The following is a 13,955-nucleotide window of genomic DNA, read 5'->3' on the forward strand; positions in this document are numbered from 1 at the left end:
GGGAACGGAACGACGGGGTACGTACCCCATGCCGACGCCACATCGCGGCGCAGGTCATCACGAACCCTGGAGCACTGGGACAGGTTCCCGGGGTACAGGCGCGCGGGCCAGCGGCGCCCGTGTAGGGCGGGCAGCGGCGGTGTCGGGAGTTGCGGGACAATGGACATGTCAGCGGTTCCTTTCAGGGTTGGTTGCTGGCCGTGCTCTGGGGGTGATGTCTTCACCCGCCAGGGCCTTTCTGTTGTCAGCTGTCAGTGGGTGGCGTGCACGACGCCGTCACCGATCCGGTCGGACAGAAGTACGGGTTCCGGACCGGCCGTGATCGCCTGAGGGCTCTTCGTCCGGTGCTCGATCCGCTCCAGCAGATCGAATGACGCGGAACGGGGCAGCGCCTCACCCTTGAGCGCCTCGAAGAGGTCGGCGTAGGCGGCCGTGTGGGTGGGATCGGTGATCAGCGGCCCGGGTCCGCACGGCACGGGCACGTAGGCCACCTGGTGATGCGGGCTGAAGGACAGCACCCGGAAGGGCCCGGAGCGGCACGGGTGGTGGCGGGTGCTGGTGGGGACGATGTGCAGGCTGATGTGGTCACGGCTCACCGCCCTGGCCAGGTGTTCCAGCTGCGCCCGCATGACCTCGGGGTTTCCGACCACCTCGCGCAGCACCGACTCGTTCAGGACCATGCCGTAGAACGGTGGTGCGCAGGTGTTGTACAGGGGCACCCGGACCCGCTGAGCACGCGCCGCCTCCGCGTGCGGAACGCTGATGCCCAGCGAGCGCGACGCCTCCGCCAGCGCCCGCGCGTAGTCCTCGGTCTGGAAGAACTCCGGAATGACGCCGGGATTGAACTCCCGAATCTGGCGGGCCTCGCTCTGGAGAGGTTCCACGGGACCGCCGTCGTCCAGGTGGGACTGGATGAGCGCCCGCGCCCAGGAGTCCAGTAGGACGCCTTTGGTGTCGATCTTCCGGTCCAGGTAGTCGGCGAGATGACGGGCGGGCGCGTGGTCGCCCGACTCGATCCGCTCCAGGAGACCGGGCCAGCACACCTCCCTCAGTGCGAGGTCGCCCGGGGACAGTCCCGCCCCCGTGCGCAACTGCCGCACCCGCGCCCCGAACCTCTCCCACTCCGACCGCTCCGGGCCCGGTTCCGTCCGAACCTGCCGACTTGCGTTCATCACTTCCTCCAGAGGAGTGAGCGGCACACACGCCGAAGAAGCGGTGTGAGATCTCCACTACACCGAAGCACAATGCGTGCATGCATTGCAATCTACTTTGCAATAACGCATTGCATGTCCGAGTTGAGTAGATCCCCGAAGGGCGGGACGCTTGTCCCATGCCGTCTAAGGAGAGCCCGACCATCGCTCAGTGGCAGCTCGCCCAAGCTCTTGCCACACTGCGCGGACGCACGCCTCAGCGTCAGCTCGCCAAAGAGCTGGACGTTGACGCCAGCACGCTCGTGCGCTGGGAAGGGGGCGAAACGGTCCCCCGTGAAAAGCAGCTTCGCAAGGTCCTGGCGCACTTCGAACTGCCCGAAGGGGAGACGGAGCGCCTCGTCTCCCTGCGCGCTGAGGCCGTCGCTCCCTCCTGGTGGCAGGACACCGACGTGGCGAAGGCTTACGGTCAGTACATCGACCTCGAACGAGTCGCGACACAGATCGCCACGTACCAGGACCGCCTGGTCCCCGGTCTCATGCAGACAGAGCGGTACGCACGCGCGATCCTCACAGCGGGGCACCCGCGCGCGACTCCCGAGGAGATCGACGGACTACTCAACGTCCGTCTCAAGCGTCAGGACGAATGGCTGGCAGGCGACACGCTCCTCTGGGCCATCATCGACCAAGCCGCGCTGGAGAAGCACATCGGTGGGACGGCGGTGATGGGTGACCAGACACGGCGCCTCGCGGAGATGGCCGAGCATCCCCGTGTCGACCTTCAGATTCTGCCGAACTCCGCTGGAGCACACGCGGCCCTACAGTCAGGCTCGTTCGTCCTGCTGGAAGTGGACAACCCCGCGCTCCAAGCCGTCTACGTTGAAGCACACACCCGAAACCTGCTTCTGGACCATCCGAGAGAGGTAGCTGCGCACCGCAAGCTACTCGACCACCTGAGAGCAGCCGCGACCAACACACCCCAGACCCACGACCTGTTGCAGCGGCTTCTCCACCAGTACGAAACAGAGGGATAGAGATGCGGCCCGAAGAAGCTCACGAGCACACACCGTTGGGCCCGTGGTTCACAAGCAGCTACAGCGGCTCTCACGGGGAATGCGTCGAGGTCGCACACATCTCCGCGTCGTTCCGGAAGTCCTCCCACAGCGGCAGGAACACCAACTGTGTCGAGGTCGCACACCTTCCGGCACAGTTCCGTAAGAGCTCCCACAGCGCCGCGCACGGGGAGTGTGTGGAGATCGCTGCTCTGGACAACGGCGCCGCCATGCGCGACACCAAGAACCGCGAGCTCGGCGCACTCGCCTTCGACGCCCCCGAGTGGCGTGCCTTCCTCAACACCACAAGACGCGACGCCCGCTGACACACGACGAGGGGTGAGCCTGGCCGCAGAAGATGGCCAGGCCCACCCCTCGTTCGTCTGCTTCAGCGAAGAGGGATCCTCACCCGCCCGCGAGTTCGGCGCGGACCCGCCAACCGCCCTCCACACGCTTCAGCACCGGCCGAAGGCTCCCGTATCCCGGACGTCCCGCCTGCCTCCACGCGTCCACCCACGCCCCAACCCTCTCCACGGCGGTCACCGCTCCGCCGTGGACGACGTCCCCAGTGGCCCCCGGGGCGAACACCGCGAACCCGGTGGCGTCCGCGTAACCCAGCGTTCCTCCCGAGTCCCCCATGCCCACCACGCTGATCTCGTCCGCGCGGGTCGCGTAAAGGCAGGCCCTCAGGTCCTCGGCCGATTCCCCCTCAGCCAGCACCCGCAGCCGGGACAGTTTCCGCTCGGAGAATCCCCGAAGCACTTCCACCGCTCCCTCCACATCCTTCCGCGCCCACGCTGCCGAGATCCACCACGCCTGGTCGTCCGAAGCACGGAACAGCGCGTCAACACCGCGAGGCGGCACCAGCCACTGATCCAACACCTCGTCATGCATCTCCACGTACCGTCCCGACGACAACTCGTCCCCGCGGAGCCGTCCCTCGGCGTCGAGATGGGCACGCAGGATCGCGCTGGTCTTCACCCACGGCGTGACCTCCACCGGAGCAACGATCACGGCCCCCGCGGAGGCCTGCGCCACCCAACTCTCGGGCACCAGACTCGGAGTCGCCCAGGCCACGATCCGGTCGAACGGACCCCGGTCCGGTGCTCCGGCCGCACCATCCCCGGTGACCAGCTCGACGTTGGTCCGGCCCTGACCCTTGTGCAGGTCGCGCGCCCGCTCACTGAGGCTGGCCACGACGTCCATCGACACCACCGAGCCCGCCGACCCGACCAGCTCCGACAGGAGCGCACCGGAGAAGCCCGACCCCGTGCCGATCTCCAGCACCCGCATACCAGGCCGCACATCGAGCTGGCCGAGCATTCCGGCGATGGCCGTGGCGACCGTGCTCTGTGTGACGAGACGACCGTCGGGGAGAAGCGTGTAGTAGTCCTCGTCGACGGCCGCGAGGGCGGCTTCGACATGGGGGCTGTTGTTCATCATGTCCCTTCACCAGTGCGTGTCATGTCCGTCGAAGCAGGAGATAGGGGCGGTCGGGAGCCCGTGCCTCACCCACCGAGACACCCGAGGCCTCGATCCAGGCGTGTGCCGCGTACGGCATGAGCCGCGCACCGATACACCAGTCCACGGTTCGACGCATCAGGAGCGCGGTGAGAGCGGCGGCGAGGGAGTCCTCCAGGCAGGCGGCACGGCCGGGGAACCAGCGCGCGGGCGCACGAGCCGCGGCCACGATGATCGTGGCCTCCTCAACGGTGGCAGAGCGCGCGACGCGAGACTTGAGTTTTCCGACGAACGCCACGCTGCACTTGAGGGGAAAGCGCAGCAGGACCACGGCCATGGTGAACCCGAGCATCCCGGCGCAGCGGTGACGCCATCGGAGTCGAGCGGAGGGAGACGGCGGAAGGGCCATGTGAGAGCTCATGGGGTCGCTTCCTCACCCACGAGCACGCCATGTCGGTGCAGTACGGCCACGAGGCTTCGGACATCGGACAGCAACCGTTCCCCGGCAACGCCCAGTTCACCGGAGAGCTGCTCGGCGATGATCTCCGGTGCCGTCCCGGCCGCGATGTGCCGCCACATGATGGCGGCGGTCGGGTTGAGGCCGTAGAACCTCCCCGTGGACAGGTCCAGGAGCATCGCGCCGTCGTCGGTACCCGCGAACCGGACGTCTGGGGCGGGGATGAGTCTCATCGCCGGTATCCCTCCAGGACAGACGCGCGCCCGGCCGTCACCGGCGCAGGGAGGCGTTCGAGCTTGCGCAACCAGACCTCGGCGGCGATGACCTGGTTGATCCCCGCCATCGCCGCGTGTTCTCCGCCGATCGCCCGCTCAAGCTCCGCCAGGACGAGATCCGGCCGAATGATCCCGAGATCCCCGAGACGGGACTCCCCGAGGAGAGCCCGGAGTGCGGCGGCGTTGCGGCGGACACCGTGGTACTCACACGCGCCGTAATCGCCCTTGGTCCGCCGCGCGTACAACTCACTCGGCACGACTTCGGACAGGGCCGCCTTCAGCAGGGGCTTGGTCTGAGCGACCGATACCCGCTCCACAGCGGGTACCGAGAGACAGGCGGCCACGACCTGGTTGTCGAAGAACGGCAGAGCCACCTCCACGCCGATGTGCTCGGCGATGGCGACGAACAAGCGGGTGTCGAACGTGTGCTGACGTATCGTCCGCAGAGTGTGCGCCTCGACTCCCTCGGGGACGTTCACGTCCCGGGCGGCCTGCCGAAGACGACCAGCGACGGCGCCACGGGCTTTCGGGGAACCCCATGCGGTGCACTGGCTCAGCTGGCCCCAAGCGATACCGCGCTCGATCTGCTGAGACCGCCCCAGCGCACGGTGCGGGGCATCTCCCTCCAGGCACGCGGCCAGGGTGGCGAGCGTGTCAGAGTACGTCGTTCTCCCAGTACGCCAGGCCGCGCGCATAACCTTGTGCGCTGGCCGGTGCCGCAGCCGCGCCCATCCCCGTGCCTCCCGGACGAAGCGTCGCGGACCGCCCGTCCGGACCAGAGCCGCGAGATAGGTCAGCGGAGCGCCGAGCACCACGTCCCCGCCGTCTCCGGCCAGATGGACCGAGGAGCCGGACGCGGGCAGCAGACGAGCCCGGTCACGCGCGAAGATCACGGTGTCCAGGCTCGGATGATCGGTCCACGGAACCGCGTCCATGTCGGTGAACGGCAGTGTCTCCCCACCGCCTTCGATGACGACCTGGGCCAGTCGCGGTTCCTGAGCCGCCAGACGCGCGGCGTATCCGGTGTCGTCGTCGTTGAGGGCGAAGGGGTCGGAGTAGGTCAGGGCCGATACGCGCTCGTGGTGGTGCCGTGCCGCCAACAGTGCCAAGGAGGAGGAGTCCATCCCGCCCGAGAGGTCGGCGGTCACCGCTCGGGTTCCGACAACGCGCTCCCGAACACCCGTGTCCAGGGCTTCGCGAAGGACCCTCCCCGCGGTCGGAACCGTCATTCTCTGTCGCTCGGTGAGACGTGGCACGAGTCCCACCGTTGCGCGCCGTATGACGAGAATCTGATCCGGCGCCACCTCGGTGACCCCCTTGAACAGGGAACCACCGGGAAGGCCGGTGTGGAAGTCTCCGCAGAACAGCCCCGCCGCCAGCGCTTCCGGATCCAGTCGCTCGGTGAGGGCTTCGGCCAATGGGAGTGGACTGGACGCGTACTCGACCGCGCCTGGGGTTTCACGAAACCACACACGGTGCAGACCAGCCAGGTCCGTGGCGACGGCCACCTCCGGTCCCTGACTGACAACCGCGCTGAAGGAACCGGTGAAACCCGCCATCCTTGCGGCCACGACGTGCAGTGGTTCGCCACTGGCCAGCGTCTCACGCAGTTCGACGAGCCTTCCGAAGCACTCCCCCAGGATTACGGCCGTGCGACCGCCCTCCCGGATCCGCCTGACCCGGTTCTCCGGCCACGCTCCGAACAGCTTCACCTCATGCCCTTCGCCGTCGCCCTCTCTTCTCCCTGAGGCCGGTGACATACCCCTGACCGTGCTGGAACCGACGAAGTACCTCCGCACTCCTGTGAACTCCTCCCACGTGGTGGTGCCGCCCCGTCGGAGCGGAGCGGCACCGGCTGGTCAGTAGTAACGGGCGGTGTTCATGTCAGCGGTGTCGTCCGCCGCGTTTCCGAGCGTCAGCTCACGGGCGTCTCCGAGTTCGACCACCATCGGGGGCTCGTAGTCCTGTTCCTCCACGTCGACTCCTTCCGAGATCCATGAGGGTGGTTCCCTCAACCATGAAGGAGACTATTCAAAGAAACCTAATACTTCAAGGAATATCTCTGTGTCTCTTCAGTAAGGTCACGGTGGAAGCGGTAGGAGGAGCTGGCCTCAGGCGTGCTCGCGGGTCAGCTTCGCGAGGAAGGAGCGCGCTTCGTCGTCATAGATCGCGGCGTCCGCGAAGTACTGAAACATGCGCAGATGGAAGTCGATGTCCCTGGGATCAGTCAGAACCTTGTGCGTCGTGAAATTCTCGACGGCAACCTCTCGGTCATCGCGGATATCAAACCCGTTGTTGGGCAGTTCGGGCACCTCTACCCGCCACGGGATCAACCCAACACGCACGTTCGCGAGGGTGGACAGGCTGGCAAGGCGGTCCATCTGTGCCGCCATCGTCACTGATCCACCCATACGCCAGCGGAGCGCTGCTTCCGTGATGACGAAGTGGAACTTCCGAGCAGGTTGAAACAGCACTGACTGGCGATCAAGCCTGGCTGTCGCAGCCTTGGCAGCGTCAACACCAGAGCAGGACAGAGGACGGCTGAACACCGCACGGGCGTACGCGGCCGTCTGCAACAGTCCTGGAACGACGCTTGGCTCGAAGACCCGGAGAAGAGTCGTCGATGATTCGACCCGTTTGATGCCCTGTTGCTCATGCTCCAACCCACGCTTACGCAGCATACGCAGGGAACGGTAGCGGTCGTTCAACTCTTGTGCGCGTGCTTCCAACTTTTCACGCTCAGCAACCGGTGGCTGGAAGAGGTCGAGCAAGGCACGCACATCTTCGACAGAAGCTGTGACCTTGGCTCTTTCGATCTTGGAGATCTTCGCCTGGCTCCACCCCAGCCGTTCGGCCACGACGACCCCGGACATGCCGGAAGCCGCGCGGAGCTGACGGATTCCCTCCGCCAACTCCGCACGGTCCCGCTCGAACGATTCAGGTGTCGTCATCAGTCCCGGTGATACTGCGGATGCGTACTCCAATACTCGTTGAAGGGTACGGCCTTCGCCATCGCCAGGTCACGCTGGGCTCGGTAGTGAGCCAGGTCAGCGTCAGCCAAAAGTTCCGGGTGCAGGAACTCACCGTCATCGCGGTAGTGCATCCGCACGACCTCGGTCTCGTCGAAGAACCAGAAGTCCTCGTTGACCAGGCCCTCTGGACTCCCGTGTTCAGCGGTGTCGAGGATGAGGATCTCCTCACCCGCTTGCGAGGTGAACGTGTAACCCCACTCCATCTCGTAGCGGAGATAGTCCGTCAGAGGACTGTGCACGACGTGGACCCGGAAACGCCGGACGCCCCGACTCGTCTGATCCTCCACCGTCCGCATGTACGGGGTGGTGACGCCCACCCTCGGGCAGGGGTCCCCGGCCAGGTAGGACTCCAGGGCCGCGGCCTCCGAGACAGGGTTGTAAACGGGCAGCGTCTCCAGGCGGAACACACTCTTGACCGCCCCATCGAACAGGCCATCGAACCGCTCGCTACTCAGCGACAAAACGGATTCCCTTCAGCATGTCTGCGGGCACTTCGACCACGCTCTCTCCCTCAGGCAAGCCGATACCAGCCAGCACCTCCGGATCACTGACCACGTATCCCTGCACGATGTAGGTGCCCTTGTCCGTCTCATAGACGGCCGGACAGTTCTTGTTCTCACACCCATCGGTGATCTTGGTGAGCTTCAAGGGGGAGGTCTCCTCGTTCAGGGGCCTTGGCCACAGTCAGAGTATTCCCATAACTACTTGATGTAAAGGAATAATCTTTCCGGGTGGTCTCCCTCCCCAGCGATCCGATGCCCCCTGCCCCGGACACGCGAACGCCCGGCCGGGGAGGTCCCTGGCCGGGCGTTCGGGGGTCGGCGCGGTACAGCCGCGCCTCTCGACTACTTGCGCTTGTTGATCTCCTCGGTCAGCTGCGGGGCGACCGCGTGCAGGTCACCCACGACGCCGAAGTCGGCCAGCTCGAAGATCGGGGCCTCGGGGTCCTTGTTGATCGCCACGATGTTCTTGGCGGTCTGCATGCCCGCGCGGTGCTGGATCGCGCCGGAGATGCCCAGGGCCACGTACAGGTTCGGGCTGACCGTCTTACCGGTCTGGCCGACCTGGAACTGGTTCGGGTACCAGCCGGAGTCGACGGCGGCGCGGGAGGCGCCCACGGCCGCGCCCAGCGAGTCGGCCAGGTTCTCCACGACCGAGAAGTCGTCGGAGCCCACGCCGCGCCCGCCGGAGACCACGACGGCGGCCTCGGTGAGCTCGGGGCGCTCGCCCTGCTCCTCGTTGACGCGCTCGACGACCCTGGCCGTCCTCGCGGCGTCGGAGACCTCCACCGACACCTGCTCCTCGGCGGCGGCGCCGGAGGCTGCCTCGGCCGGGACGGAGTTCGGGCGGATCGCGACGACCGGCACGCCGGTGCGCACGCGGGCGTGGGTGATGGTGGTACCGCCGAAGATGCTGTGCTCGGCGACGACCTCGGCGTTGACGTCCACGACGTCGGTGAGCACGCCGGAGCCCAGCTTGACCGCGGTGCGGCCCGCGATCTCCTTGTTCTCGGCGGTGGCCGAGACCAGGATCGCGGCGGCGCCCCTGTCCTGGGCGAGCTTGGCGAGCAGCTCGGCCCTGGGAGCCACGACGTGGTCGTTCAGCTCGGCCGAAGCCACGTAGACCTTCTCGGCGCCGTACTCGGCCAGGGTGCCCCTGCCCGACTCGGCGCCGTCACCGATCCACACGGCCGCGGGCTCGCCGATGCGGCGGGCGGCGGTCAGCAGCTCGGTGGTGACCTTCTTGACCTGTCCGTCGACGTGGTCGACGAGGACGAGGACCTCAGCCATATCCCTTGAACCTTCCCTGAGTCTCTCGTCTGACCTAGACGAACTTCTTCTCGACGAGGAACTCGGCGATCTTCGCGGCGCCGTCGCCCTCGTCCTTGACCACCGTGCCCGCGGCGCGCGGCGGCGCGGCGTCGAAGTCGACGGTCTCGGTGGTGGCGTTGGCCAGACCCACCCTGGCCGTGTCGATGCCCGCGTCGGCGGCGGACCTCTTGTCGACCGGCTTCTTCTTCGCCTGCATGATGAGCTTGAAGGACGGGTAGCGCGGCTCGTTGATCTTCTCGACCACGGAGACGACCGCCGGGAGCTGGGCCTCGACGAGGTCGTAGCCGTAGTCGGTCTGGCGCTGGATCCTGATGGTGCTGCCGTCGATGTCGACCTTGCGGGCGAACGTGAGCTGCGGCAGGCCGAGGTACTCGGCGAGCGCGGCCCCGACGACGCCGGTGCGCGCGTCGGTGGACTCCGAGCCCAGGACGACCACGTCGAACTCGATGGTGCCCAGGGCCTGCGCGAGGGCGTAGGCGGTCTGGAGCGAGTCCGAGCCGTGGAGCGCGTCGTCGTTGACGAAGACGGCCTTGTCCGCGCCCATCGACAGGGCCTTGCGGATGGAGTCCGTGGCCTGGTCCGGTCCCATCGTCAGGATGGTGACCTCGCCGCCGTGCTTCTCCTTGAGCTGGAGCGCCTCTTCGATCGCGTACTCGTCGAGCTCGTTGATGACACCGTCGGACGCGGCGCGGTCCAGCGTCTTGTCATCGGCGTTGAGCTTCCGTTCGGTCGCCGTGTCCGGGACCTGCTTGACCAAAACGACAATATTCATGGCCGGTGGCCGACCTCCCTGCACTCCATGATCCGCCGTGCGGCGGCCGGACGCTGGCGCGCCCCCTACTGCCAACAATGCCGAATGCCGTTCGGTCATCCGACGGCGGGGCCGTCTTCACGTCCAGACAGGTCCCGCGATGTGCTCATAGCCCAGATGTTACTGGCTAGTAGCTTGGAGGCCAACCCCTGGCCTCCGGTGTGACTGAGGCAACCCTAACCACCGCCGTGCCGACGGACCGCCGCTGATGGTCCGCCACGGGCGGTCCACCGTCGCCGGACACCGGCCGCGGGTGCCCGCCTCCCGCTCCCCACCCTAGTCGCCGCGGATCCCGCCGGAACCGGTCACACCACCGGTAACAGGTCAGAATCTCCCCCGGCCCGGGGACGCCGAAGGCCCCGGGCCGGAGCCCGGGGCCTTCGCGGTGCCCGGTGAGCCGGGCGGGGGTCTGCTCCCCTCAGCTGAACCAGTCCGAGGGGCCGCCCAGCGGCACCCAGTCCGGAGCCGCCGACAGACCGAACGACAGGATGAGCATGGTCAGCAGCACGAGGCCGATGACGACACCGACGTAGACGTACAGGTTGCGGTAGTGGACCCGGCGCACCAACCACACCGCCTGGTGCCGCGCCTCGCGGCCGCTGGGCATGACGTAGCTGAGCAGGATCATCACGAAGATCGCGAAGGCGCCGGTGTAGTTGGCGCCCTGCCCCGGCACGTCCGCGATCCGCGCGTAGATCATGCCGACCAGGATGCCCGCCAGCAGGTAGATCAGGCCGAAGCCGAGCGTGCGCAGCGCCATGCGCCCGAAGGCCCACGGGAAGCTGAGCGCCACCACCATGTTGTCGGAGTTGCGCGGGCCGCGCGTCTGGAGGCGGCGGGCGTGCTCGGCCTTGACCACGTCCAGGGCGCCCAGCGCGGCGATGAGCACGACGCCCAGGATCAGGCCGAACCAGGGGAAGAGCAGGGACACACCGGCCACGGAGACCAGCATGGGCAGGATCGTCAGCGGGTGCATCCGCCACGACCGCTCCTCGTACTCCTCGCCCTCCTCGTCGGAGTCGTTCGGGAAGTAGTCGCTCACCCGGTCGCTGCCGCCGCGCCGGAACCGGCCCAGCAGGCCGCCGCGCCGGTCCTCGTACTCGTCCTCGTCGAACTCCTGCGTCTGGTTGCTGCCCCGGCCGTCGTCCACCGGGGTGAGGATGTCGGCGAAGTCGCCCTTGTGCAGCGGGGTGTTGAAGAACTGCGTGTGCGGTGCCTGGTAGCCCTCGTCCTCGCGCTCGTCGACGGGGCGCCGACCGTACCCGTCCCGGTCCACCGGGTCCATCATCATGGTGCCCTGCGGGTCCTCGCGGGAGAACTCGTCGGACTGGATGCGCCGCGTGCCCAGCATGTCGTCCGGCTCGTCGCGGAGCGGGCTGATCCGCATCGTCCCCTGCGGGTCGTCCGGGTCGTCGGCGTCGCGCGGGGCGATGCGCTCGGTGCCCGGGAGCCCGTCGTCCTCGTCGTCCCAGCCGCGCCGGGCCCCCGACAGGTCGTCGGTGGCCTCCGGGTCGTCGACGGGGCGGCGGCCGTTCACGGCGCCCGAGAGGTCGTCGGTGGACTCGGGGTCGTCGGCCAGACCGCCGGAGTGCGCGGCGGAGGTCGGGAGCGCGGGGCCCCCGGACGGGGACCAGGCGCTGGAGACGGGACCGCTGCTGGTGTGCGAGGGGCCCCAGCCCTCGTCGCCCCGGCCCGCGCGACCGGCCAGGTAGCCCGCCGCTCCGCCGAGCGCGGCACCGGCCGCGCCCGCCGCCGCGGCGCCGCCCGAGCCGCCGCTGTCGGGCTCGTCGCGCGTGCCCCCCGCCGTGGTCGGGTGGTACACGGTGTGGCTGCCGGTGAGCCCGCTGGGACGGCCTCCCGCGTCCTCGGTCCAGGGCAGGTCGAGGTTGAGGCGGCTGGCCTCCTCCAACAGCTCCTCCGCCGTGGGACGGCTGCGCATGTCGCGGGAGACGGCGCGGTTGACCAGCGGCCGCAGCGCCTCGTGCATCCCGTCCATGTCGATCTCGCCGTTGAGGATGCGGAAGAAGATGACCTCGAAGGTGCCCGCGCCGTAGGGCGGGCGACCGGTGGAGGCGAAGGCGACGGTGCCGCCCCAGGCGTGGATGTCGGTGGCCGGGCCCAGGTCGGTACCCTCGATGACCTCCGGGGACAGGTAGCTGGGCGTGCCGACGAACGTGCCGGTCTGGGTCAGCTTGGCGCCGTCCACCGCGTGCGCGATGCCGAAGTCGATGACGATCGGCTCGCCGTTGGAGATGATCACGTTGCCGGGCTTGAGGTCGCGGTGGATCACGTCCACCGCGTGGATGTCCCGGATCGCGCGGGCCATACCGGTGACGAAGCGGGTGAGAGCGCGGCCGCGCAGCGGGCCGTGGTTGGTGACCGTGGCGTCCAGGGTCGGGCCGGGGATGTGCTCGGTGACCACCCACGGCAGCTCGGCCTGGGTGTCGGCTTCGATGACCTCGGCCACGTTGGGGCTGTGCACGCGGCGCATGGTCTCGACCTCGCGGGCCAGGCGGGCCCGGGCGATGTGGTCGCCCGCGACCTCCGGCTTGAGGACCTTCACCGCGACGAACTGCTCGGTCCGGGGGTCCTCGGCCTGGTACACCACGCCCATGCCGCCCTGCCCGATGCGGCGGCGGATGACGTAGTGGCCGATGCGCTCCGGCAGCTCCTCACCCATGGGGAAACCTGCCGACATTGCCATCGAGAACTCATCCCCTCAAAAGACCACATACCACCGCGTCCAGCTTATCGGCCGGGGGATGGGTCACCATTGGCTTGTTCGCCCCGTCTCGGGCCCGTGTGGTCGCTTCCGCACCGCCGGGCGTCCGGGTTCAGGCGGCGCGTCCGTCCGGGGGCGACCCTCACGAGTATGACGGAAAACTGGCGTGGGCGGTTCCCTCCCTCCCGTCCGGACCGGCCGGATGCGGACGTCCGGACGAACCCCCCGTGGCACCGTTCGATCCAACGAACAGGGCGAAAAGTTCTCGAATCCGCCGAAACGGCGGCGGGACGGACGGCACTGCGCGGTGTGCCGCCGCCCCGACCTGCTGTTTCGGCGCCCGGTCAGCGCCGTTCAGCGCCTCTTCAGCACCCCTTGAAGGCGGCCTTGCCGGGTCCCTGCTCGACGAAGCTGCGCATGCCGTCCTTCTGGTCCTCGGTCGCGAAAAGTCCCGCGAAGTGCAGGCGCTCGATCTCCAGACCGGTGTCCAGGTCCGTCTCCAGGCCCCGGTCCACCGCCTCCTTGGCCGCGGCCAGCGCGACGGCCGGGCCCTCGGCGTACCGGGCGACCAGCGCCACGGCGGCCCGGTAGACCTCCTCGTCCGGGACGACCTGGTCCACCAGGCCGATCTCCCGGGCCTCGTCCGCCTTCACGTGGCGGCCGCTGAAGATCATCTCCTTGGCCCGGGAGGAGCCGATCAGGCGGGGCAGGCGCTGGGTCCCGCCCGCGCCGGGGATGACGCCGAGCTGGATCTCGGGCACGCCCAGCCTGGCCCCGGCCCCCGCGACGCGAAAATCTGCTGCCAAAGCCAGCTCCAGGCCGCCGCCGAGCGCGTACCCGGTGACCGCCGCCACGACCGGCTTGGGGATGCGGGCCACCAGGTTCAGGGCGCCCTGGAGGTCGCGCGCGTAGCCCAGCATCTGGGCGGCGGTGCGGTCGGCCATCTCCTTGATGTCGGCGCCCGCGACGAACACCCGCTCGCCGCCGTAGACGACCACGGCGCGCACGGCCGGGTCCTTGGAGACCCGGGTCGCGGCCTCGGCGATCTCCGCGGTGAGCGCGGCGTTGAGCGCGTTCACCTTCGGCCTGTCCAGCCGGATCACGGCCACGGCCGGGTGGTCCGGATCGGTCTCCACGCGCACGAACTCGCCCACGGTCTGCTACC

The 13,955-nt window shown here is 68.3% G+C and carries 15 protein-coding genes; 2 read left to right on the top strand and 13 right to left on the bottom strand.

Annotation, left to right across the window (positions count from 1 at the left end; all coding sequences use genetic code 11):
• Nucleotides 1-251 precede the first annotated feature (251 nt).
• The gene (locus ACSIH6_RS08755; protein ID WP_435107715.1) at nt 252-1,172 is read right to left on the bottom strand and encodes a helix-turn-helix domain-containing protein; all 921 of its coding nucleotides are present in this window, start codon (nt 1,170-1,172) and stop codon (nt 252-254) included.
• Between the two features lie 158 nt (nt 1,173-1,330).
• Between ACSIH6_RS08755 and ACSIH6_RS08760 the strand changes: the two genes are divergently transcribed.
• Both ACSIH6_RS08760 and ACSIH6_RS08765 read left to right on the top strand, forming a co-directional pair.
• A complete protein-coding gene (locus ACSIH6_RS08760; RefSeq protein ID WP_435107716.1) occupies nt 1,331-2,182 on the top strand; it encodes a helix-turn-helix domain-containing protein in 852 nt (283 codons plus the stop codon).
• A 2-nt stretch (nt 2,183-2,184) separates the two neighbouring features.
• Entirely contained in the window at nt 2,185-2,526 is a 342-nt protein-coding gene (locus ACSIH6_RS08765) for a DUF397 domain-containing protein (RefSeq protein WP_435107717.1), read from the top strand.
• Between the two features lie 79 nt (nt 2,527-2,605).
• Here ACSIH6_RS08765 and ACSIH6_RS08770 read toward each other — a convergent pair whose 3' ends face one another.
• The 12 genes from ACSIH6_RS08770 to ACSIH6_RS08825 all read right to left on the bottom strand — a co-directional run bounded on the left by ACSIH6_RS08770 (nt 2,606) and on the right by ACSIH6_RS08825 (nt 13,944).
• Nucleotides 2,606-3,643 (bottom strand): methyltransferase domain-containing protein, encoded by a 1,038-nt coding sequence (locus ACSIH6_RS08770; protein WP_435107718.1) that lies wholly within the window; start codon nt 3,641-3,643, stop codon nt 2,606-2,608.
• 19 nt (nt 3,644-3,662) lie between these two features.
• Nucleotides 3,663-4,082 carry a lasso peptide biosynthesis B2 protein gene (locus tag ACSIH6_RS08775; protein WP_435107719.1) on the bottom strand — a complete coding sequence of 140 codons (420 nt, stop codon included), beginning with the start codon at nt 4,080-4,082 and terminating at the stop codon, nt 3,663-3,665.
• Complete coding sequence (locus ACSIH6_RS08780) at nt 4,079-4,351, bottom strand: PqqD family peptide modification chaperone (RefSeq protein ID WP_435107720.1); 273 nt, start codon at nt 4,349-4,351, stop codon at nt 4,079-4,081. The genes ACSIH6_RS08775 and ACSIH6_RS08780 overlap by 4 nt, the downstream gene beginning before the upstream one ends.
• Nucleotides 4,348-6,153 carry an albusnodin/ikarugamycin family macrolactam cyclase gene (locus ACSIH6_RS08785; RefSeq protein ID WP_435107721.1) on the bottom strand — a complete coding sequence of 602 codons (1,806 nt, stop codon included), beginning with the start codon at nt 6,151-6,153 and terminating at the stop codon, nt 4,348-4,350. The genes ACSIH6_RS08780 and ACSIH6_RS08785 overlap by 4 nt, the downstream gene beginning before the upstream one ends.
• Nucleotides 6,154-6,252: 99 nt before the next feature.
• Nucleotides 6,253-6,369 carry a lasso RiPP family leader peptide-containing protein gene (locus ACSIH6_RS08790; RefSeq protein ID WP_017566230.1) on the bottom strand — a complete coding sequence of 39 codons (117 nt, stop codon included), beginning with the start codon at nt 6,367-6,369 and terminating at the stop codon, nt 6,253-6,255.
• A gap of 135 nt (nt 6,370-6,504) precedes the next feature.
• Entirely contained in the window at nt 6,505-7,344 is an 840-nt protein-coding gene (locus ACSIH6_RS08795) for a helix-turn-helix domain-containing protein (RefSeq protein WP_435107722.1), read from the bottom strand.
• Nucleotides 7,344-7,886 (bottom strand): DUF6879 family protein, encoded by a 543-nt coding sequence (locus ACSIH6_RS08800; RefSeq protein ID WP_435107723.1) that lies wholly within the window; start codon nt 7,884-7,886, stop codon nt 7,344-7,346. Before ACSIH6_RS08800 ends, ACSIH6_RS08795 begins: the two co-directional genes overlap by 1 nt.
• Nucleotides 7,873-8,073: a hypothetical protein gene (locus ACSIH6_RS08805; RefSeq protein WP_435107724.1), complete on the bottom strand. Its 201-nt coding sequence runs from the start codon at nt 8,071-8,073 to the stop codon at nt 7,873-7,875. The genes ACSIH6_RS08800 and ACSIH6_RS08805 overlap by 14 nt, the downstream gene beginning before the upstream one ends.
• A gap of 197 nt (nt 8,074-8,270) precedes the next feature.
• Nucleotides 8,271-9,215: an electron transfer flavoprotein subunit alpha/FixB family protein gene (locus tag ACSIH6_RS08810; protein ID WP_435107725.1), complete on the bottom strand. Its 945-nt coding sequence runs from the start codon at nt 9,213-9,215 to the stop codon at nt 8,271-8,273.
• Nucleotides 9,216-9,249: 34 nt separating this feature from the next.
• Nucleotides 9,250-10,029: an electron transfer flavoprotein subunit beta/FixA family protein gene (locus tag ACSIH6_RS08815; RefSeq protein ID WP_190394679.1), complete on the bottom strand. Its 780-nt coding sequence runs from the start codon at nt 10,027-10,029 to the stop codon at nt 9,250-9,252.
• Nucleotides 10,030-10,486: 457 nt separating this feature from the next.
• Complete coding sequence (locus ACSIH6_RS08820; protein WP_435107726.1) at nt 10,487-12,772, bottom strand: protein kinase domain-containing protein; 2,286 nt, start codon at nt 12,770-12,772, stop codon at nt 10,487-10,489.
• Between the two features lie 383 nt (nt 12,773-13,155).
• Nucleotides 13,156-13,944: an enoyl-CoA hydratase/isomerase family protein gene (locus ACSIH6_RS08825; protein WP_435107727.1), complete on the bottom strand. Its 789-nt coding sequence runs from the start codon at nt 13,942-13,944 to the stop codon at nt 13,156-13,158.
• Nucleotides 13,945-13,955 lie beyond the last annotated feature (11 nt).

The organism is Nocardiopsis synnemataformans (genome assembly GCF_965343085.1).
In the GTDB taxonomy this organism is placed as follows: Bacteria; Actinomycetota; Actinomycetes; order Streptosporangiales; family Streptosporangiaceae; genus Nocardiopsis; species Nocardiopsis alborubida.